The 21834-nt window shown below is 64.8% G+C and carries 17 protein-coding genes; 2 read left to right on the top strand and 15 right to left on the bottom strand.

The genetic code is table 11. From position 1 onward, the window contains the following. Positions 1-117: 117 nt before the first annotated feature. On the top strand, positions 118-924 hold the full coding sequence (gene hisF, locus PLN84_RS00085; protein WP_292384309.1) for an imidazole glycerol phosphate synthase subunit HisF: 807 nt from the start codon (positions 118-120) through the stop codon (positions 922-924). Here hisF and pheT read toward each other — a convergent pair. From pheT to endA, 4 genes are read right to left on the bottom strand one after another with little or no spacing between them, the layout of a single operon-like run. Continuing rightward, positions 881-2521, bottom strand: coding sequence for a phenylalanine--tRNA ligase subunit beta (gene pheT / locus PLN84_RS00080; protein WP_292384311.1), 1641 nt, complete (start codon positions 2519-2521; stop codon positions 881-883). The genes hisF and pheT overlap by 44 nt on opposite strands. Position 2522: 1 nt before the next feature. After that, a complete protein-coding gene (locus PLN84_RS00075) occupies positions 2523-3968 on the bottom strand; it encodes a phenylalanine--tRNA ligase subunit alpha (RefSeq protein ID WP_292384312.1) in 1446 nt (481 codons plus the stop codon). Positions 3969-3971: 3 nt separating this feature from the next. Beyond that, positions 3972-5228, bottom strand: a complete 1257-nt coding sequence (locus PLN84_RS00070; RefSeq protein ID WP_292384314.1) for a tryptophan--tRNA ligase — start codon at positions 5226-5228, stop codon at positions 3972-3974. A 10-nt stretch (positions 5229-5238) separates the two neighbouring features. Further along, the gene (gene endA, locus PLN84_RS00065; RefSeq protein WP_292384316.1) at positions 5239-6249 is read right to left on the bottom strand and encodes a tRNA-intron lyase; all 1011 of its coding nucleotides are present in this window, start codon (positions 6247-6249) and stop codon (positions 5239-5241) included. Between the two features lie 107 nt (positions 6250-6356). Here endA and PLN84_RS00060 point away from each other — a divergent pair, with 107 nt between their 5' ends. Next, on the top strand, positions 6357-7577 hold the full coding sequence (locus PLN84_RS00060; protein ID WP_292384318.1) for a hypothetical protein: 1221 nt from the start codon (positions 6357-6359) through the stop codon (positions 7575-7577). A 40-nt stretch (positions 7578-7617) separates the two neighbouring features. Here the strand turns inward: PLN84_RS00060 and PLN84_RS00055 are convergent, their stop codons facing one another. The 11 genes from PLN84_RS00055 to PLN84_RS00005 form a co-directional block, all read right to left on the bottom strand. Beyond that, positions 7618-11364, bottom strand: a complete 3747-nt coding sequence (locus PLN84_RS00055) for a PKD domain-containing protein (protein WP_292384320.1) — start codon at positions 11362-11364, stop codon at positions 7618-7620. A 268-nt stretch (positions 11365-11632) separates the two neighbouring features. Next, positions 11633-12481: a deoxyribonuclease IV gene (locus PLN84_RS00050; RefSeq protein WP_292384322.1), complete on the bottom strand. Its 849-nt coding sequence runs from the start codon at positions 12479-12481 to the stop codon at positions 11633-11635. 25 nt (positions 12482-12506) lie between these two features. Beyond that, a complete protein-coding gene (locus PLN84_RS00045; RefSeq protein WP_292384324.1) occupies positions 12507-13475 on the bottom strand; it encodes an isocitrate/isopropylmalate dehydrogenase family protein in 969 nt (322 codons plus the stop codon). Then, a complete protein-coding gene (locus tag PLN84_RS00040; RefSeq protein ID WP_292384326.1) occupies positions 13453-14274 on the bottom strand; it encodes a hypothetical protein in 822 nt (273 codons plus the stop codon). The genes PLN84_RS00045 and PLN84_RS00040 overlap by 23 nt, the downstream gene beginning before the upstream one ends. Then, on the bottom strand, positions 14271-14741 hold the full coding sequence (locus PLN84_RS00035) for a 3-isopropylmalate dehydratase (RefSeq protein ID WP_292384327.1): 471 nt from the start codon (positions 14739-14741) through the stop codon (positions 14271-14273). Before PLN84_RS00035 ends, PLN84_RS00040 begins: the two co-directional genes overlap by 4 nt. After that, positions 14741-15952, bottom strand: a complete 1212-nt coding sequence (locus PLN84_RS00030; RefSeq protein WP_292384328.1) for an aconitase/3-isopropylmalate dehydratase large subunit family protein — start codon at positions 15950-15952, stop codon at positions 14741-14743. Before PLN84_RS00030 ends, PLN84_RS00035 begins: the two co-directional genes overlap by 1 nt. Then, on the bottom strand, positions 15949-17079 hold the full coding sequence (locus PLN84_RS00025) for a homocitrate synthase family protein (protein WP_292384330.1): 1131 nt from the start codon (positions 17077-17079) through the stop codon (positions 15949-15951). Before PLN84_RS00025 ends, PLN84_RS00030 begins: the two co-directional genes overlap by 4 nt. Then, positions 17060-18307 (bottom strand): thiamine pyrophosphate-dependent enzyme, encoded by a 1248-nt coding sequence (locus PLN84_RS00020; RefSeq protein WP_292384332.1) that lies wholly within the window; start codon positions 18305-18307, stop codon positions 17060-17062. The genes PLN84_RS00025 and PLN84_RS00020 overlap by 20 nt, the downstream gene beginning before the upstream one ends. Continuing rightward, entirely contained in the window at positions 18304-19275 is a 972-nt protein-coding gene (locus PLN84_RS00015; protein ID WP_292384334.1) for a radical SAM protein, read from the bottom strand. The genes PLN84_RS00020 and PLN84_RS00015 overlap by 4 nt, the downstream gene beginning before the upstream one ends. Then, positions 19257-20150: a methanogenesis marker protein 11 gene (mmp11, locus tag PLN84_RS00010; RefSeq protein WP_292384335.1), complete on the bottom strand. Its 894-nt coding sequence runs from the start codon at positions 20148-20150 to the stop codon at positions 19257-19259. The genes PLN84_RS00015 and mmp11 overlap by 19 nt, the downstream gene beginning before the upstream one ends. After that, complete coding sequence (locus PLN84_RS00005) at positions 20134-21090, bottom strand: tRNA(Ile2) 2-agmatinylcytidine synthetase (RefSeq protein WP_292384337.1); 957 nt, start codon at positions 21088-21090, stop codon at positions 20134-20136. Before PLN84_RS00005 ends, mmp11 begins: the two co-directional genes overlap by 17 nt. Positions 21091-21834: the final 744 nt, after the last annotated feature.

Genomic DNA, 21834 nt, shown 5'->3' with positions numbered 1-21834 from the left:
CAGGAACGGAGGTCGAGCACCGCCAGGTGCGAGTTGCGACGCTCCGCCAGGAACGACGCCCCACCGGGGCCGGGGACCTGAGATACCCTCATCACCTCCCGCTCAAAACCACTACTCATGGTTCTGACAAAGCGGATCATCCCCTGCCTCGACCTCAAGGACGGGCGGGTAGTCAAGGGTACGCACTTCATCGGCCTGCGCGATGCGGGCGATCCCGTGGAGCTCGCCCAGCGTTACAACGAGCAGGGTGCGGATGAGGTGGTGTTCCTCGATATCACCGCCACCAGGGAGAACCGGGGCACCATCATCGACGTGATCCGGCGGGCGGCGGACGAACTCTTCCTCCCGCTCACCGTCGGCGGCGGCATCCGGACGATCGACGACATGAAACAGATCCTCCGGGCGGGAGCGGATAAAGTGAGCATCAATTCAAGCGCAGTCCAGGACCCGGAACTGATCTCGCGGGGCGCAGAACGGTTCGGCACCCAGTGCATCGTCGTCGCCGTCGATGTCCGGCGAAACTACGACATGGAGCAGGGATTGACCCCTGTTGCCCTTGCCGACGGCCGGGAGTGCTGGTATGAAGTCGTGACCCACGGCGGGAGCCGGGGGACGGGGCTTGACGCCGTTGCCTGGGCGAAAGATGCCGAAGAGCGTGGAGCCGGCGAGATCCTGCTCACCAGCATGGAGACCGACGGGACGAAGGAAGGGTTCGACATCCCGATCACCAGAGCGATCTCGGGGGCGGTCGGTATCCCGGTGGTCGCAAGCGGCGGCGTGGGCACGCTCGAGCACTTCTACGACGGGTTTACAAAAGGGAAGGCCGACGCCTGCCTCGCGGCAAGCGTCTTCCACTACGGTGAGTTCACCGTCCGCCAGGTCAAGGAGTACCTGGCTGGACGGGGTATCCCGGTACGGCTCTAAGGTCGAGCGCAAACGCCGCGACCGGGTGCTCGAGGTCGAACGCCGTCAGGACGGCCGGGTGGATCTCCCCGAACACCCCCACAACTCTTCCATCGACGATGATATCCCCACGGCGGCCGTCGATAAATGCCGGATCCGCCGATTCCCGGACCGTATAGAGCAGCGAGAGCTCCCGGCAGAGGACATCCGCCGCCGCATACGCCTCCGAGAAGTCGGCCGCCGGGTGGATGCTGACCGCCGCCGCTTTCTGGGAGGTGATGCAGTCCACGACCACGTCGCCCACCGTAAAGAGCCGCTGCGGGAGTTCGCGATGCTTGTTTGCCTGGAGCATCTCCATCAGCAGGGGAAGGAGGTCGGTCCGGACCACCGTCTGCTCCTCGCTGATCGGGTGGAGCACCCGCAAGGTTCCAGGAGAGGGCTCCCGCTGCATGTTCGCGTAGAGCACCCGATCGTTCGTGAGAGTGAACGGGATCACCTCGAGGTGCCCGAGGCCGGTCATCACCGACCGGACCGCCCTCCCGATCGCAGTGACCGGGTGCTCCTGTGCAACGGTGGAGGTCGCCGGGAGGACGGCATCGAAGTTCTCGATGCCGTGAGCTATCGCCACGTCCTCGAAGATATCCCAGTCGTGGAGGATGTCCGAGCGGTAACAGGGAACGAGGACCCGGACCCGTGAGGCGCCGTCGGGCTCGGCCCCAAATCGCATCCGGCGAAGGAGCCGCGCCATCTCCTGCGGCGTGAGGGAGAGGCCGAGGAGGCGGGAGCACTCCCCGACCGAGACCACCCGTTCCACAGGGGCAAGCGTGGGCATCTCATCCCCTTCGACGGTGACACTCTCAATTGTCGCCCCGGCCTCGGCGAGCGCCGTGCAGATGATGTTTACCGCTGTTATCACCGCCTTTCTGTCGGTGCCGGTGCAATCGAGCAGGATGTTCTTCGTCGCCGCCGTGACCCTCGTCAGCTCGCCGTTGATGATCGGCGGGAAAGAAAGCACCCGGTTCTCGGCATCGACGATCAGCGGGAACGTATGGAAGTTCTCCACCAGGTGGGCGTAGTCCCGGCCCTTCGGGTGGTCGGTGAGGATCTCTTCCATCGTCATCTCCCGCTCGAAGTCGAGCGGGACGAAGGCACGACTCCGTGGCGAGGCGATGTAGCGGAAGGGCGACGTGACCGTGTCGAGGTCGTGGACGCCGATCGCCACCTTGCCGCGCCCGCGCCCGACCGCCCAGTGGAGGGCTTCCTGGAGGCTCATCAGGCTCTGGATAGATTCCTCGTCGAGATTGACGTTCCGGATCACGGCCGAGCCCAGGTAGGGCCGGATATCAGCAAGCCCCGGGTCGACCGAGAAGGTGATGCCGGAGGGGCGGACGGTGTAGGCCGGAAGCCCCTCCTCGATCCCGAGGAAGCCGCGCATCGCCCGGGCGACGCCCTCGGGCGAGTAGAGGTCCGGCCGGTTCGGGAAGAACTCGACGTCCACGTGGTCTACCTCGATCCGCTCGACATCGGCTCCGATCATCGGAACGCGGTCGATGACTGTCTGCCGGTCGGTCCCGGCCAGTCGTTCCAGGTATCGGTAGGGTAACGTGATTATTGCCATCTCACCGCCTCCCGCCGTAAGTGGGCGTCTCGCGGACCCACTCGACGTCGCTCCTGTAGAGCTGCCGGAGATCCCGCAGCCCGAGCCGGAGCATCGCCACGCGGCTGATCCCGAGACCCCACGCGAGCACCGGGTGCTCGATCCCGAAGGGCGCGGTCACCTCCTGCCGGAAAATGCCCGCTCCGCCGAGTTCCACCCAGCCGAGGCCGTCGACGTAGACCTCGGGCTCCACGGAGGGTTCGGTGTAGGGGAAGTAGCCGGGACGGAACCGGACCTTCTCAAAGCCCATCTTGGCGTAGAACTCCTTCAAGAACCCGAGAAGATGGCGGAAGTTGACGTCTTCGTCCATGACGATCCCCTCGAGTTGCTCGAACTCCGCAAGGTGGGTGGGGTCGATCGCCTCCCGCCGGTAGACACGGCCGATGCAGAACGCCTTCACCGGGGGAGTGGGATGCGCGGCGAGGTGCTGGATCGAGAGGCTCGTTGTATGGGTCCGGAGCACGCACTGCTGCGCCTTCGCGGCGCTCCAGGTGCCTCCCCACCCGGTCGAGGAAGTCTCGCCGCCGTGCTCGTGCATCTCGCGGACGCGCTCGTAACCCCTGGGGAGCGGCCAGCGCTCGCCGAGGAAGAAGGTGTCCTGCATCTCCCGTGCCGGGTGGTCCTGCGGCTGGAAGAGGGCGTCGAAGTTCCAGAACGAACTCTGGACAATCCCGCCCGCCATCTCCTCAAAGCCCATGTCGAAGAGGACACGGCGCATCTCGTCGATAATGCGCTGGTAGGGATGTGCCTTCCCGGGATAGGCGCGCTTCGGGAGTTTCGTAACATCGTAGCGCCGGAGCGGGAGGCTCTTCCACTCACCGGAGAGGATCTGCTCGCGGGTGAGCGTGCCCGCCTCTTCCTGCAGGTCGAGCCCTTCGGCGAGAAGTTCGCGGCCACGGGGCGTGATCGAGACGGTGTAGGCGACGGTCTCCTCCTCCTCGACGAGCCCGCGCTTCGCGAGATCGGCGACACCTTCGCCGTCGGCGATCTCGCCGCTTTCGGCTATCCTGGCGAACGCGGCTTCGTCGGGCCCCGGAGCGGTGTTGCCGGACTTCTGAACGACCCCGTCCCTGATGGCGATCCAGCCCTTCTTGCGCATCCAGCCGATGGCGATCTTTGCGAGCGGATGCGCCTGGAGGTCCCGCATCGGGATTGACTCCTCAAAACTCTCGAGCACCTGCCGTTCTGGGAGTCCTTTTCCGACGTAAGCCCGCCCCTCCTCGGTCGGGATATACCGCCGGGAGACGCGCTTCTCTACGTCCACGAGCCCCCGTTCCCCGGCAAGGTTCGCGTACTGCACCACCGCCTCCCGGCGGGTATCCATCTTCTCCGCAAGGGTGGCCGCGTCGGCCGATCCCATCGCCCCCAGAACAACCAGGAGTCTCTTCTCGTTTAACGTCAGTTCCACTCATCACACCTCCTCTGCAAGGTGTTCGACTGCATCCATCTTATCCCGCAACTCCGAGAGAAACGCCTGCACGCGCTCATACGTCTCTTTCTTGCACTGCCCGCAGGTGAGCTCGCCGCTCTCGCACCGCCGCCGAAGGTCGGCGAGTTCAACGTCGTCCTCGAGCATGTGAAAGAGGTTTAAGAGATAGACCGAGCAGACATCGGGCTCGCCGCCAAGACGCCGCTGCTCCTCGAGCGTCATCCGCCCACCGGTCAGCGCCCCCATAACCTTCTTCTTGACCGACTTGTCGGACTCGTAGAACCCAAAGGAACTGTCGGACACGCTGCTCGACATCTTCCCGCCCTGGAGCCCGGGCATGAAGATGTGGTAGGTCGACGAGGGCAGATAGAACCCGAACCCCCCGTTGGCTATCTCGATCTCCCGGACAGCGCCTTCCACACGGTCCATCGGGTGACCGGTGACGTCCACGTGGCCCGCATATTTCTTTGACCGCGAGAATGCACGGTGTACGGCTTCGAGGGCCGCTTCGGGGGCATTCTTCGACCGGACGCTGATGTGGTCGCCGCGGTCCTCGACCGTGAACATTCTCAGTTTGTAGGCCACGTCCCGGGTGAGCCGGATATGCGGGTCCTGGTCGAGGCCGACCGGGACGACCGTCGGAGCAGGGCTCGCGTCAAGCTGCGGGAAGAGGATGTCGGCCACCTGGGTGGCGACACTCATGGCATGGGAGAGCGAGGTCTCGGGTCCAAACCCATATATCGCCGCAAGGTCCGAGAAGTTCACCTTCGTGGACGCCTCGAACGCCAGGTCTTTCAAACGCTCGTTCCGGCTCTGGTAGTAGGTCGTTCCCTCAAACCCAAGGGCATAGAGGGCTTTGAGGTATTCCTTCCCGAACTCGCGGCACTTCTCCCACGAGATGCCGCGAACTGCGTGCGCCTCTCGGTCGGCGATGGCGACATAACCGTTCCCGCCCTGCTGGACGTGCCAGACCACCTCCTTCATGACCATCAGGTGCCCGAGGTGCGGGAGGCCTGAGGGCATGAACCCGGTCAGCACGTGAAACGGGGTGCGATTCCGGATGGCGTCGACGACCAGCTGGTAGTCCCGGTGCCCGACGACGACACCCCTGCGCATAAATGACGGTACCTCGGGAAGTCTTCGCGCGACCTCACCGATAGGCTCGATGCCGAACTCGGCAAAGAGTCGATCTACATCGACGGTCTGGTTACTCGACCACGGATTCATTTCGGACTGCATGGCCTGACGCTCACAATTTTATTCGGGCGAATTCGACATATTTAATATCGGTATTGTATATGCAGGCAAACAACATCTTCTTTTTGACGCTGTGAGCAAGCCTGACCGAGCGGGAGACGCCGCTCATCGGCGTGGTGGTTCCGGACGGGACGGCGTGGACGAGCATCTCGGAGTGGGTCTTCTTCCCGGAGTAGACACGGAAATGATGCCCAAACTTGTATCCGGTTCTCGGGATGTAGCCTTTCTCCCTGAGATCAGAGAAGACCCGTTCTTTCTCCCGGATCTCGACGTCCTTCTCCGCCACCGCGCCGAGGAACTGCTCTGCGGTCATCGGTTCTCCGTCCCGCGTGATCGAGAGGCACCGGCGGCGCATGAGAAAGATCGACTCGACCGGGCGAAGGAGCAGCCGCTCGGTATCAAGCCGTTTACCGTACCAATCCTCCTCAAGCGGGGTTCCCGGCGGCAGGTGAGCCAGCGCGTAGGTCCCAAAGAGGGATGCCTCCACCGGTGTTGCGCACCCGGCCGGCTCCCCGACCCCGGGGAGGTCCTGCACCCGCACCTCATAGTAGGTCAGTTCGTCCTCATCGTCCACGACCGCGAGAAGGTACTGTTTACGCATGTTGACCGCGGTGAGCACGTCCTGGCTCAGCCGGTCGAAGTCGACCAGGTCTCGCTCGGAAAGAACCCGGATCAGGTACTGGGACTTGCCGACCCCGGGCTTGTGGCCGCGACGGAAGACACGGAAATCCTGTGGGCCGGGCTGAACCACGTATCCCCGCTCACGGATGTCGCGGTAGACGAGATACCGGCGGACGAAGTTCGGCTGACCGGCGAAGAGGCCGAGCAGGGCATCAAAACCAAAATCCTTCACGTCGATCTTGTTTCGTTCCATGAGATAGAGCGCCTCTTCGGGGGAGAGGCGAAGCCCGGTTCCTTCCAGCCTCCCGTAGCCGCCCTGCTCGTAGAGCGTGCGTCCTTCGCCGCCGAGGCGTACCCAGGTTCCGTCAAATATTGCCAACACGTGCTCAAACTATATGGAAGTTCACGTTCATTAATGGATTGCCGGCACCGCCGGGAAGATGGACCACTACGTTTTTTGCGTGCCGGACCGCATCAATGATCGATTCCATGACGAAAATCTACCGATATTTCCGACACTTCAGGACGATTGTAGTGGCGCTGCTCATCACGGCAGTGCTGGCGATCGTGACTGTCTCTGCAGCAGAGACCGCAGAGACGATCGCCTGGAATGTGACGTTTTCGCCGGAGAACAACAATAAGTTCGATGCCGTTGCATCGACCGCGGACGGTGGCTATATCGCTCTCGGCTCCGCCCTTACGGAGGTCTACGGGGGCACAGAAGGCCTGCTGCTCGTAAAGACCGACGGCGTGGGGAACGAGGTGTGGACCGGGAGATTCCCCGACCTGGCGCCGGCTTCCGTTGCAGAGACCTCCGATGGGGGGTATATCATCGGAAGTTACAATGTATCGAGAACCGTGGTGGACGAGAACTCCATCTACAGCGGCTCTTCGGTCCTGATCAGGACCGACGCCGCCGGGGCGGAGGCGTGGCGGCAGGTCCTGCCGAATATGAAGGTCTCAACCGTCGCAGAGACCGCTGACGGCGGATACGTCGCCTTCGGGTGGCTCTGGAGCCCATCGGAATCGATGGATAATACCACGGCGATCGTCACGAAGACCGACGGCAACGGTGCGCCCGTCTGGAGCCGGACGTTCCCCGGTGCCTCCGCGAACGCGGGGCTCGTGACCGCCGACGGCGGATACATCCTCGGGGGTACGACGTCGCCCTTCAATAACGACATCGGGGACGCCTTCCTCATTCGTCTCGATGTCGACGGCAACACGCTCTGGAGGAAGAATTATGCGGCGCCGGTCATCATGGACATCGAAGAGACCGATGAGGGCGGATTCGTCTACTCAGGAAACTACTGGTACGGCCTCGTCGACGCACAGGGGGAGGAGGTCTGGCTCAAGAACATGGAGGGCCTCACCGGATACAGCGTTGTCCTGCGGCCTTCCGGGGGGTATATAGTTGCAGGCACGGATATCAGGAGCGGAGAGGGGTTCGTCCTCGGGACCGACCCGGACGGGACAATCCGGTGGAACACAACGTTCCCTGAAACCGGAGTCTACGCGGCCACCGGCGCTCCCGGCGGTTACACCCTTGCGGGCATCCGGTTCCTCTCACCCGATACCAGCGCCGCCTGGCTTGCCGGTCTTGAGGAGACAACGGCCGAAGCCACTCCGACAGCACCGGGGTTCGGTGCGATCGGGGCCGGGGCGGCACTCCTCCTTCTCCTTGTAGCGGGAAGGAAGCGGCGAAGGTAATCCCTACCTCGCACCCACCCTTTTTATCACAAATATTATTTCAGGGGTTTTCCTTCCGGAAATAGAGGAACGCTCCCACCCCCACGAGGATGAGGGCAAGCAGACCGGGGACGAGGGACGCATACGGGAGATCCTGCCCGGCCTCCGGCTGCGGTTGAGCGCCGTCCGCGACCACCTGTGCCGCGCCGCTCCCGGATACCTCGACAAAGAGTGCATACGGGCTGAAGTGCGAGACTTCCGCCGTGACGCTCCGGCTCTCCGGGTAGACGGTGGTGGGGATACCCTCCCAGGCGTCCGCCGACCGGTTGTACCACTGCACCAGGAGCCCAGTCTGCTCGCTGCCGTTGCAGACGGCATCCCACTGTTCTTCCGTGAGGTTGAACGTCAGGGCCACCGGCGGTGAGAAGACGGCACCCTCCGGCCCGAGGGTGCAGGCGTACCCGGCAAACGCATATGCTCCCGCGGCGGGCACCGCTGGCATGTCGGCCGGATCGAGCGCTTCGAGGGTCACCGCATGAAGCGGGGCCCCGGCGGCATCAACGGCCCTGACACCCTCCGCAACGGTGAGGCTCGCAGTGCCGTCGGGCGAACCGATCCTGACGATCTCTTCCACGAGACCGGTCCCCCCGAGAGGGAGCCGACCGGGAAGAGCCCCTTCCGGGGCGGTGGTCGGCGTCATGCTCGCGGTTGGGGTCGGGGCGGGGGTCGGGATGTTCCAGACCGGGCTCATCAAGCCGCCGCCACCGCCTCCTCCCCCTCCGCCGCCACCGCCACCGCCACTCGACGTCTGCGTCGGAGTAGGGGTTGCCGGGGCGGGGCGGACCGTTATGTATGCGGTCTTCATCGCAGTATTCTTCCCGGCGACGTTTCCTGCCGTCAGGTTGACGGAATAGTTCCCGACGGCGGTGTAGGTGTGCGAGGGATGGCGTTCAGTCGAGGTCTTCCCGTCGCCGAAATTCCAGAGCCAGGAGGAGGGTTCTCCGGTGGAAGCGTCGGTAAACGCAACCATGAGGGGGGCTGTCCCGTTGAGGGGCGCGGCACTGAACCCTGCGGCCGGCGAACCGAAGGCCCGAACCTGCACGGTCTTCGTGGAGCGGTCGCTGCCGTCGGAGATGGTCAGGCTGACGGTATAGGTCCCGGGTAGTTCGAATACGTGAACCGGGTCCGGTACGGTAGAGGTCCTGTTGTCACCGAAGTCCCAGGACCACGACACAGGTTTCCCCACCGACGCATCCGCAAACCTGACGGCGAGCGGGGTGGCCCCGACGGTCACGTTGGCGGTGAACCCGGCAGCGAGCGGCTCCAGAATTGTGATGTAGCCGGTGCGGACCGTGGTGTTCTTCCCCGCATCGTTTTCGACGGTCAGGGAGACGGTATAGGTCCCGGGCACCGGATACACGTGAACGGGGCTCCTCCCGGTGGACGACCCGCCGTCACCAAAGGCCCACGACCACGAGATCGGCCCTCCTGCCGACGCATCCGTAAACCAGACCGCAAGCGGAACCCTGCCGCGGGTCACGTTCGCGGAAAACTCGGCCGCCGGCGATGCGGTGACCGCAATGTAGCCCGTCATCTCCCGGGTATCGCTCTGGAGTTCGTTCGCGACGGTGAGTCTCACGGTGTAGGTACCTGCGCCCTGATAGATATGGGTCGGGTTCTGCTCGCTCGATGAGCTGCCGTCGCCGAACTCCCACTTCCACGATTCAACACGGCCGAGAGAGAGGTCGGTAAACCGGACGGAAAGCGGCGCACTACCCACCGTCGGGCTCGCCTCAAACCCGGCGGCCAGAGGTTCAAGGATTGTTATGTACCCGGCCCGGGCCGTCGTACTCTCTCCGGCACCGTTTTCGACGGTCAGGGAGACGGTATAGGTCCCGGGACTCTCGTAGGTGTGTACGGGGTTCCGGTCGGCAGAGACCCCTCCGTCCCCGAAACTCCAGGACCAGGAGGCCGGGGCCCCGGTCGAGGCGTCCGTAAACCTGACCGCGAACGGGGCGACTCCGGTCGTCGCGCTCGCGGTGAATGCCGCGACCGGCCGCTCAATCACGGTGATGTAGCCGCTCTTCGTCTCTGTATCGCTTCCGGCCGGGTTCTCGACTTCAAGCGAGACAGTATAGGTCCCGGCAGCCGTGTAGGTATGCTCCGGGTTCCGGTCAGAGGAGAACCCGCCGTCACCGAAACGCCAGGACCGGGCTTTGATATCGCCGGTTGAGGTGTCCGAAAACCGGACGGTGTGTGGAGGGGTCCCGTTCCGGGCATCGACCTCAAACGAGGCTGACGGAGGCTTGATAATGGTAATGTAGTCGTGTTTCGTGACGTTCGCGCTGCCTGCCGCGTTGTCGGCGGTCAGGCTGACGGTGTAGGTGCCGGCTTCCGCGTAGGTGTGAAACGGGTTCTGCTCGTCCGAGGTTGCACCGTCCCCGAAATCCCAGAACCAGGCAGTGGGACTGTTCGACGATCCGTCCGTGAACTTCACGACGAGAGGCGCACCACCCGATACCGGCACGGCAGAAAAATCAGCGGCCGGGAGCTCCGGCGACTCGACGCGGACAGGGTCGACCTTCGTGACGGTGTCGGACCCAAACCGGTTGCTCACCGTGAGCGAGACCGTATACTCGCCCGGGCTCTCGTAGGTGTACACCGGGTTCCGCTCCTTCGACGAACCTCCGTCGCCGAACTTCCACTCCCACGATACCGGGTTACCGGTTGATCGATCGGTGAACCGGACGGGGAGCGGCACAATTCCCTCTGTCGTGTTTGTCGAAAACTGCGCCACCGGCGGCGTTCCGCCGGCGTAGGTGAAGAGATAGAGGTCTGATTTCCCACCACGACCTTCCTGCCAGATGATCCGGTTGCCGCTGACGGCAGGGTAGAGCTGTTCGATATCGGAAGGGGCAAGAGGCATCTGCACCGCCTCCCCCGGGGAGAAGTCCCGGATGTAGATATTCGATACCCCGTCCCGCGTATCCTCCCAGACGATGATCTCCTCGCTGAGCGCCGGGGAGACCTGCCAGGCAGGATTGTCGGTGATCTGTTCCACTTCGCCGGACGGATCACCGAGATCGGCCAGGTAGATATCCGGATCTCCGTTTCGGTAGTCCTCCCAGGCGATCCGGCTGCCGGATAGCGACGGCCAGGATTGGGGCCCCCCGCCCGGCGACGCCGGACCCGTCTCGCCGGTATCGATCTCGTAGTACCAGATCCTGTCGTCTCCCCCCTTTACCCAGCCGAGATACCTATCCGAGAGGGCGGGCGCAAACCCGGTAGACCCGTAGGGAATCGTCGTCTTTGCGTCAGCGTCGATGGAGGTCTTCACGGCCTTTGCAGTGATGTCGTAGAGGACGACGTTCGTCCTGCCACTACTGTCGTCGTACCAGGCGACGCGGTTCCCACGGACGATGGGGAGCCACTGGTTGCCCGGATCGGTGGTGAGTTGTGTCTCTTCACCCGTTGAGCGCCGGTAGAGGTAGATATCCCAATTCCCGTCCCGGTTCTCCTGCCAGACGATGTAATCTCCCGAGATCGACGGCCTCTCCTCCGAGGCGGTCTCATCTGTTATCCGTGCACCCGGACCGGGCTCGCTCGACGAGTAGATACCTCTGTTCCCGTTCCGGCCGTCTTCCCAGACGACCATATCGCCGTCTATATCCGGATGCTCCTGCGACCCGCCGGCAGTGCAGAAGACTACCATCTCCCCGGGAGCCGACTCCACCGCCAGAGCGGGGAGGGCCAGCAGTCCGGCGAGAACGACAATATAGGATACTATCAGCGTTATACGCCCAACCATGCTTCGATCACCACGATGAGAACGCCCCCTTTCGTCTCACACGATGGTACCTGCAGGCTGGATTGAGACCCCATCCCAACCCGCCGGCGTGTAAACTGAGGTCATGCAGGGTTCCGGAGCATCACCGGGTCCCGCCAGATAAAGGGTTCGTGAAGGGCATGATGGGACTATAATTATATATCCCTTACGCCTCCCGGTTGGTCGGGAGACTATTGAATATTTTTATAAAAATGAGAACATATTTCCTGGGCCCGACCCTGCAGATACATTACGTCCCGGCAAGCTCCCGGACCTTCGCAACATTCCCGGCATCGTCTCGCCGCTCGTCCACCGGGGTTTCGCAGATGAGCGGGAGATCCCGGACTGCCGGGTGGTGGAGGATATGCCGGAACCCCTCCTCCCCGATGGACCCAAGCCCGATATGCTCGTGCCGGTCGAGTCCGCCCCCGAGGTCACCCTTGCAGTCGTTGAGGTGAATGACCCGGAGATGGGACAGGCCGATCCGGTCATCCAGTTCCCCAAAGACCGCATCGACACCCTCCGCCGTCCGGAGGTCGTAGCCGGCGGCGAAGGCGTGGCAGGTGTCAAAACAGATCCCGACCCTCCCCTCCCCTTCGATCCCATCGAGGATCCGGAAGAGGTCGGCGACGGTCGTCCCCACGCTGTTCTTCTCTCCGGCGGTATTCTCGAGGAGCAGCATCACGCTCTCCGTGCCGGCATCGACGAGCGCCCGGTTTACGGCGGTGATGACCCGAGCCTGCCCCACCTCGGTCCCGATGCCGCGGTGGTGCCCGAGGTGGGTCACGAGGTAGGGTATCCCAAGAAGGGCGCACCGCCGGAGTTCTGCGGCGAGCAACGCGACTGATTTCTCATAGATCTCGTCGTCGGGCGAAGCCGGGTTCGGGAGATAGGGCATGTGGTCAACGACCGGGCCGAGCCCGGATGCACGCATCGCCGCCCTGAACGCATCGGCCGAGCCCGCATCAAGGTCTTTCGCCTTCCAGCCCCGGGGGTTCCGGGAGAAGATCTGAAACGTGTCGCAACCCCGCTCGCCGGCTCTCCCGACCGCGAGGTCGATCGAGCCGGCGATGGAGACATGACATCCCACCAGCACCATGACGTAACTCTCGACTCTGAAGCGTTTAGGCCTTCCTTCGCTCGACCTCGCGGAGCACCGCCGTCCCGAACTCCCGGGTGCCGGCGCTGCCGCCGAGATCGCGGGTCCGGATGCCCGCACGAAGCACCCGCGAGACTGCGTCCTCCACGGCAACCGCCGATGCAGGGTCGCCGAAGTGAGAGAGCAGCATCGCTCCGCTCCGTATCGCTGCGATGGGGTTTGCGATATTCCGCCCTGCAATATCGGGGGCGCTCCCATGCACGGGCTCAAAGAGGGCGGCACGCTTTCCGATATTCGCGCTCGGCAGCATCCCCAGCCCCCCCACCAGGTAGGCGGCGGCGTCGGAGAGGATGTCCCCGAACATATTGGTGGTCACGACCACATCGTAACCGCCCGGGTGCATCAGGAGATCGAGGCAGAGCGCGTCGATGTAGCGGGCCGTGCAGGGAACGCCCACCCGGGCAGCCTCCGCCAGGCAGACCTCGACGAAGAGGCAGTCCGACTTTAAAACGTTCGCCTTGTTGCCGACAGTGAGGTGCCGGCGGGACTTCGCGAGGGTGCAGGCGTAGCGGGCGATCCGCTCGCTCCCCCGCCGGGAGACGACCCGGACGGTGCAGGCCCGGTCGGGCTCCGTCCACTCGATGCCGGAGTAGAGCCCCTCGGTGTTTTCCCGCACGATGATGATATCGACTGCCTCGTCCCGTATTGGGCGGACGTTTGCGTAAAGGTCGAGGGCATGGCGGATCTGCAGCATAACGCTCCGGTAGTCAGGGTCAGGCGGTGTCGTGACGGCCCCAAAGAGAGTGGCGTCCGCAGACCGGAGATCAGCCATCGTCTCCTCCCCACAGGCGCTCCCGGTCCGCTCCCAGAGCCCATACCCCACCTCGACGTCGAAGAACTCGAAGTCCGGGCGTACGGCCGCGAGGATATCGCGGGCGATCGGCACGACCTCGTGCCCGATGCCGTCGCCCTCAACGACCGCTACCTTCACCATCCCGCCCCCTCCATGCGGCAACGACGTCAACGACCGCCTGCGCGATATCCCGGGGCGACGCGCCCCAGTGGACCACCGCACCGAACAGACCGTTCCGGTACCCGATACCCCCCCGCTCGCTCCGGCAGCACCGGGCGATGAACGGCTCCTCCGCCACCACCTCGAGCGGGCAGATGTTCTCCACCGTCACCCCGTCGCCACAACATTCCCGCACCAGATCTCTCGCCGTCAGGCAGCCCGCGACCCGGTCTCCGGGACGAACCGGATCCGCGTCGAGCGTGCGGCTGAAACCAGCCGCATGGCAGGGGTAGATGTCAGCATCGATCTCACAGATATCCCGGACATGGTGCTCGAAGATGACCTCGAGGTCTCCGAAGAGTCCGGTTCGCTCCAGGTCGGCAAGCGTGGCCGAGAGATGGGGGCGGGGCGGGGTGATGTCGTAAACGTGGATACGGAGGAATTCCGAGAGGTCCGGGTCGAGCACGAATGTAGTCTGCTCGCCGTGGCCGGTGAATACGGTGCACCGGTGCCCGGACCGCATTGCTTCCCGTACCAGAAATGTCCGGTCGTGGACGTTCACTCGATCCGGGTAGCGGGAGACCTCATCGCCGGCGGCGAGCACACGGGTGGAGAGCACCCTGCGCATCAGCCCGGTCCCGTCCGGGTCGGGCTCAACCTCAAGCACCTCCATCCCGCCGGTGGTCTCCCGGACCAGGTAGCGCGAGAGGAAATAAACCTGTTCGCCATACGGGGTGGTGGTCGCAGACCCGACATACTTGCAGTGGGGAGGGAAGATCATCGGGACGACCTCCAGTAAGGGACCAGCCCTCCGGCCCGGAGGATGGCGACCATCTTCTCCGAGAGCGGGCGAGCGGGATGCCGCTCTCCATCAACCTCCACCCATCCGCTATCAAGGTCGAAGACGACGCGAGCCCCGTCGATGCAGGCCACCTCGGCCTCGATGACCGGGAGGCCGACGTTGACGGCGTTCCGGAAGAATATGCGGGCAAACGACGGGGCGACGACCCCGATCACCCCGGCCTCCCGGAGGGCAACCACCGCCTGCTCCCGGGACGACCCGCACCCCATATTCCTCCCGGCGACGATGATCGCACCCCGGATGCGGCCGGCGAGCGAGGGATCCAGGTCCTCAAAGACGTGCTTCGCCCAGACCGAGCGGTCCTTCGTCCGCAGGTAACGGCCCGCGATGATGACGTCGGTATCGATATCATTCCCCAGGCAGACCGCCGGCCCAACGCCTTGCATTACGCCCCCTCCGGCACGGCGATTACGCCTGCGATGGCGCTTGCGGCGGCGGTGGCAACCGACGAGAGGTAGATCTCGCCGCCAACGCCCATCCGGTTCTTGAAGTTCCGGTTGGCGGTGGAGAGGCAGACCTCGCCTTCGCCGAGCACGCCGGCGTGTGCCCCGAGGCACGGCCCGCACCCGGGCGGCGCCACCATGCATCCCGCATCCACGATATCGGCGAGGACGCCGGTGGCGATCGCCCGGGCGAGCACCGCGCGCGACGCGGGGGCGACCAGGGTGCGGACCGCCACCTTTCTACCCCGGATGATCCGGGCGAACCGGGCGAGGTCCTCGTAGCGGCCGTTCGTGCAGGTCCCGACGAAGACCTGATCGAGGTGCGTGCCCGCGACGCCCTCCACCTCGCGGACGGTGTCCACCCGGTGCGGGACCGCGACGAGGGGCACGACATCGGCAAGATCGATCTCGACCGTCTGCTCATAACGGCAGTCCTCCGGGGTCTGGGGGGATGCCGCAAGGCCGTACTCCGTGAGGTAACGGACAGTGGTCGCATCGGCGTAAAAGATCCCGGCCTTTGCTCCCGTCTCGACCGCCATGTTGGAGATGGTCAGCCGCCCGTCCATGGAGATTTCCGCCGCCCCGTCGCCCATGAACTCCAGTGCCCGGTAGGTTGCTCCTTCCATCCCGAGTTTCGAGACATAGGTAAGGGCGATGTCCTTCGGCTCCGCGGCGCCGGTGAGCCTCCCCGCGAGATTGACCGCGATCGTCTCCGGGACCCGGAACCACGTGCCCCCGGAAGCCCAGATCGCCGCCATATCGGTCGCCCCCACCCCGGTGGCAAACGCACCGAAGGCACCGAGGGTGCAGGTATGGGAGTCGGCGCCGACGACGATCATGCCGGGCCGGACGACTCCTTCACTCATCACCTGGTGGCAGATTCCGCCTCCGGCGTCCGAGAGTTCTATCCCCGAAGACCGGGCATACCCACGGAGATCCGCCTGGAGCGTCGCCGTCGTCCCGGTGTTTGCCGGGACAATGTGGTCGAAGACAAGGCGCAAGCGCTCGGGGTGGGGGAGATTCTCCACGCCCATCTCCCGGAGGGCCTCCCGGGCGAGGACGCCGGTCCCATCATGGGCAAAGGCGATATCGACCTCGCGGTCCACGTATGCCCCCGACGGTGCGCCGAGGATCCGCTCGGAGAGTGTGCTCACAGGAAGATCCCCTCCTTTGCCTGCCTGAGGAACCCGCAGAGCACATCCGGGGTGACGCTGCACTTGCCCTCGCTCTTCTGCTTGACCTGTTCGAGCACCCACCGCGCCTCCTCATCAGAGAGAGCGAACCCGTAGGCCTTTGCAACGTGTTCAAGCGCCCGCTTCCCCGTGTGCTTCCCGAGGACGAACCGCCGCTCGCCGCCCACAAGTTCAGGAGGGACGTACTCGTAGGTTGAGGGATCCTCAAGGATAGCGGCGATGTGGATCCCGCTCTCGTGGGCGAAGGCATTCTCGCCGACGATCGGCCGGGTGCGCTCCGGGGCCACGCCTGAAGCCCGGGCAACCAGCCTTGATGTCTCCTGCAGGCGGGAGAGGTCGTAGCGGTCGACGCCGCCCTTCATCCGCAGGGCGACGAGCACCTGCTCGAGCGCGGCGTTGCCGGCACGCTCGCCGATGCCGTTGACGGTGGTGTGGAGCTGGAACGCCCCCGCAGCCGCGGCCGTGATGGTGTTTGCCGCCGCAAACCCGAGGTCGTTGTGGCAGTGGATGCAGAGGGGGAGGGGGGCCGCACCGAGGATCTCCGAGACGACCGCATGAATCTCAAGCGGGGTAAGGCACCCGACGGTATCCGCGAAACTGACGAGATTGGCTCCGCATTCGACACCCTTGATGTACATATCCACGAGGAACGTCGGATCGGTTCGCGATGCGTCTTCGGCAGCGAACCGTACCTGAACCCCGTGATCGGCGGCAAACTCCACCATACCGAGGGCGTCATAGAGCACCTCCTCACGGGGCTTGCGGTACTTGTGCCGGATGTGGAGGTCCGAGGTCGCGATGAAGATGCTGACCATATCAACGTCGCAGTCGATGGCCACCTCGATATCGGGCTGCAATGCCCGTGCAAGGCAGCAGATGCGCGCATCTAGACCGCTGTGTGCGATGGCGGCGACGCACTCCTTCTCTATCGCCGAGACCACCGGAAAGCCGGCCTCTATCACCTCCACGCCGATATCGTCGAGCGATTCCGCGATCGCCATCTTCTCATCACGAGTAAACGAGACGCCGGGAGTCTGCTCCCCATCCCGCAACGTTACGTCGCAGATCTCAATATGCCACGGTTTCATGTCGTGCACCTTCAGGGCAGGCGCCTTCGATCACCACCGTCCGGGGTCCCCCCTCCGGGGGGACGAGGACCCGGCGGAGCGCCGCGGTGTCGTCTGCAGCGCAGACGACCGGATCCGCCCAGGCGATGTAGCGAAGGACGTTGGGGACAGGGTGACCGCCGGTCATCCCCATCCGGTTGTTCGCGAGAACGATACAGAGGAGCGGGAGTTTGCGCTCGTAGACGTCGATGAGGGCGTTTAGCCCGGAGTGCAGGAGCGCGTAGTCGCCGGTGAGCGCGACGCCCGTGCCGGTCGCCGCCACGGCAACCGACGATCCGAGGCCGTAGGTGGCGATGCCGACCCGGTAGGGTGGGTTCATTGCAAGGATCGCGCACCCTGCGTCGCAGACGGCCCGCATCCCGCGCCCGGAGAGGATGGCGAGGGCAGGGTGGAACGGGCAGCCCCGGCAGAACGTCCGCGAGAAGCCCCGGGATGAGAACCGTTCGGGCTCCCCGGCGGGTTCAGGTGGAGCGAGCAGCCGGTGCTCCGATAGGAACGGGCGGCCGGTCTCGCGGAGCCGGGCGAGCACGTCCGGATCTGCAGGAGGCGGGTAGACGGTGACGGCCCGGAACACCCCACCGGCAGAACGATTGAGGGGTGAGGAGCGTGACCAGGCAAACATCGCCGCCGTCCGCCGATCGGCCGTCTGCGCCCGTCCGGCCATCGTGAGGTCCGGGTCTGCGAGGCCCCCCGTCCGATCCGTGCGGATTACGGGGGGTTCCGGCACGTCCGCATCCAGGAGGTCGGGCGTGACCCTGACGAGCGCCACGCGGGAGAAGGTCTCGGAAGCCTGGAACGCCGCTTCGACCGCCGGCCCGGGTGTCTCGCCGTCGGGTTCCAGAACAGGCACCCGGGCAACCTCGCCGTAGTAGCGGGAGTCCTGCACGACGTCCGATCCTGCCGCACGGATATCGTCGCCGACGACCACCACGACGCCTGCACGGAGGCCCTGGGCGGTCGCATGCACCAGCGGGTCCGCGCAGGCGTTGAGGCCGACGTGCTTGACGATCACGGTCGCCCGCCGCCCGGAGAGGGAGTCGCCGAGGGCATACTCGATTGCCACCTTCTCGTTGATGGTGATCGTGGCCCCGGCCGAGGCGGCGAGCTCCGAGACCGGGTAGCCGGGAACGGCGTAGCAGCGGTCGGCAGACCGGAGGAGCGCCAGGGCGAGCGCTTCCGTGCCCTTCATCCGTCCCTCCCCGGCACGAGGTCGCACCCGGTGCATGCCGAACACATCGTCAGCGCCCGGCGGGGGTTGAGCCCGGCCTGCCGGAGGATCCGCTCGTGGGTGTCATAGAGCGAGAGCAGCCGGGCGGAGGACGGGCGGGACCGGCCGGCTAGAGATGCCGCCGGGGTGAGCGGGCGGAGGACCGGGATCACCCCGATCGCGGCAAGATCACCCATGACCCGCTCCAGATCTTCATCGGTCTCCCCGAGGCCGACGATGACGTTGGAGAAGACCCGATCCCGCCCAAAGAGCATCACTGAGGATCGTAACGCCTCCCAGACCCCATCCCACGAAAGATCTGGGCACATCTGACAAAAAAGCGCCTCCGTTGCCGTCTCGATGTTGAACTTCACCTCGACGACGCCGAGGGCGTGGAGCCGTGCCGGCGTCTCGGGGCCGGGGTAGATAGAGACCCCGATCGGAAGGCCGAACGGAGCAAGCGCCGCCACGACTTCGAGGACGTAGGCTTCTTCCTCCTCGATCGAAGACGCGACACCGCTCGTGATCGCTATGGCATCGACCCGGTCGACCGCGCTCCCGACCATCTCGACGATCTCGGCGATCTCCTTGCGCCGCCCGGGGAGGCCCGGGACCCGGCAGTAGCGGCAGTGGAAGATACACGCCCCGCTGACCGTGATGTAGGCCTGGCAGGGGCAATGGAGCGCGGCAGGCTCAAGGCGACCGTAAACCTCCTCTCCGTCAAGGGTGAGGACCGCCTCGCCTCCTCCCCGGTGGAAGAGCACAATGAGACTTGCCTCGTCGATACCGAGACGGACCCGCCGGCCACCAGCGGAAAAGAAGAGCGAGCCGGACTTCCCCCCCGCCGAAGGGCCGGCCGCCGAACGGGATACGTACCGGTCTACCGGCTCGCCGGAGATGCGGACCGAACCAGCCTCAAGCAGCCGGGCCTTTAACCGAATCCATTCCATAACGCCAGCGCCTCCTCATACCGTGTGGCGAACGGGATCGCCGCCACCGCCCCGATCGCGCCACGGCCGTCCATGACGACGGAAAGCCGCCGGTCGGCGAGAGCGGCAAGGTCGGTGGGCGAGACCTCCCCCCGCTTCACACGTTCGCCGAACTCCTCAAGCGGGGCGGAATCGAATCCCTGCCAGACCGCCATCCCGGTCTCATCCGAGAGCGTGTACTCCTTCAGGTAGTCGTGGTAGCGCCGGACCAGCCCCGCGGGATCGGACGTGGCGAACTCGCAGGCGATGGCGACACAGTTCTTGGTCCGGTAGGGGACAGGATAGAGCTGCACGATGGTATGGGAGAGATAGCGGGAACAGTCGTCCTCAACGGCGCGCGCGATGTTGTGGGCGAGCGTCCAGGTGGCACCCTCCTCCGGGGTATCGGTGTCGTCGACCCCGATGATCACCCGTTCGCGCCGGGGGAGCCAGATCGTCGAGCCCGAAAGACGCCCGCCGCCAGCCGGATCGCTTCTCTGGTGGGCGACGCCGCGAGCGGTGGCGCGGCAGATGGATGCCCCCACGCCGCCGCCGCCGAGGCCGCGGTAGGTGATGGCAATCATGTCCCCTTCGACGGCAACGCCGGCAATCCCCGCGGGGAAGACCGAACCTTCGAGCGCGAGGTCGGCGACACCGATCCGGAGGATGTAGCGATTCGTCGCGCCCACGGTCCGGACAGAGCGGACAAGCGGGCTCTGCGCGTAGTGGCGCTTCACCCACATCGCCCCGCCGATGCAGTCGAAGAACTCGATGAGTTCTACGTGCTCTCCGCTCTCGTCGGCCACCGCCACGATCTGTGGATACCGTATCGTGTAAGGATCAGAGAGTCTCTCCATACAGACCAGCCGCCTCAACGCCCTTGTTCCCCCAGAGAACGGCCCCCAACGCCCCGATACGGCCTTTCCGTGCGTTTGAGTCGATGAACCGGACGCCCATCCGTGCAGCTTCCGCTTCTGCGTCGTCGACCGTCAGGAGCTCGGTTTTGACCCTCTTTAAGTAGGGGGACTCCTCGGCAAATGCGATCCCGCGATATACGGCAATGCCGGTATCGTTGCTGACGGCCTCCGACTCGACGAAGTCGCGGACGTACTCAAGGAGCGTCTCCACCTTTCCGGGGCGGACGGCAAAGTTCAGGGCGGACCCAACGCAGTTGGTCGTCTTCTTCGGGACGGCGGGGTTCAACTGCACAAGGCGCATGTCCAGGTACTCCACCCCGGGGATTGTGCAGGCCTCAGCGCACTTGAGCGCGAGGACCCACGTGGCGCCTTCCTCGCGGGTGTCGGTGTCGTCGATCCCGATCGTCACCTTCTCGTAGAGAGGGGAGACGATCCGCACCCGGCAGACCCGGGCGCCGCCGATCTTAAGGTCGTCATCGGACGGGTACTCGGCCCGGGTCACGCCCGGCGCCTGTGTCAGGCAGGCGGCGACGCCGACGCCCGCTCCGGCGATCCCGGACCACGTCGTCACCACGTCGTCCCCGAGAACCTCGACACCCTCGAGTGCCTGCCCGCCGATCTCCTTACCGGCAGCCCCGAAATTCGCCGGGGATGCACCCAGCCGGGCGAGCATCGTCATCGTCGTGCCCTCGACGTGGCAGGACTGGACCGCGCCTTTCGCCCGCACCCGGTTCGCCGCATCCCACTCGATGGTCCCCCGGGCCCGGCACTGCTCGCGGATCTCCGCGAGACCGGCGTTCTGATCGACCATAGCGAGATACTTCATCGAGAATAACGGCCCGAACCGGGCCCTGACTTCATCAGGTGTGAGCGTGATCATCATGTCACCGAAATTATCGTTAACAAGAATGTCGTTGATAACGGTATTTAAGGGGATCGATCGAGGGGGAGCAGGTGAGCCAGAGCGGGCTTCGGCGGGGGGGTGGCCGATGAGGGAGGCTCATATACGAGCATGGGTTCCTCGCCGCAGGCGTGGGCAATGAAGATGCACGGGGGGCGGTTCTTTCATGAGGGGGGGGTCAAGTTGGTGATGGAAGTGTGGGAGGCCAAACGGATTCAAATTTCGGACGTTCGGTCCATCGCACCTTCTGCCAGTCGCAAACTTATGACACGGATTTCAAGGGGGTATCGCCATAGGGGGAGGGGCTGACGAGGAGGGGGGAGACCCCCCTCCCCTGTCTCTACTTGTCAACTGATGTCTACAACCCCCACCCCACCCGGCCTCCGGCCTCCTCAGTCGCACCTGCGGTGCTCCAACTCCTGCTGTTCCAGCAGTCGTTCCCAGCCCCAAGGGGCGGGGGCAGTGCGTGGCGATAAGCGACTTGGCCGAAGGGCAGGAGCTCCCACGGTCCACTGTACCGGGCTTTTCCCTCGATTTGGGCATCCCAATAACTGCAACTTGAGTAGCGGTGCTCAAACCCCAGGGCCCCACCCTTCGTCATCACACCGGGGATCTTCACCGACCACCAGCCTCACGACCCCAACAACAGGGCCAACCAGACGGCACCCTCAAGAACCGCCACAGAGAAAAAGAGATTAGAGATAGTCCGCAAGGACATCCTTG

The organism is Methanoculleus sp., from assembly GCF_035363275.1.
In the GTDB taxonomy this organism is placed as follows: Archaea; Halobacteriota; Methanomicrobia; order Methanomicrobiales; family Methanoculleaceae; genus Methanoculleus.
The sequence above is the reverse complement of the archived record's forward strand: the minus strand, read 5'-3'. Positions and strand labels throughout refer to the sequence as shown.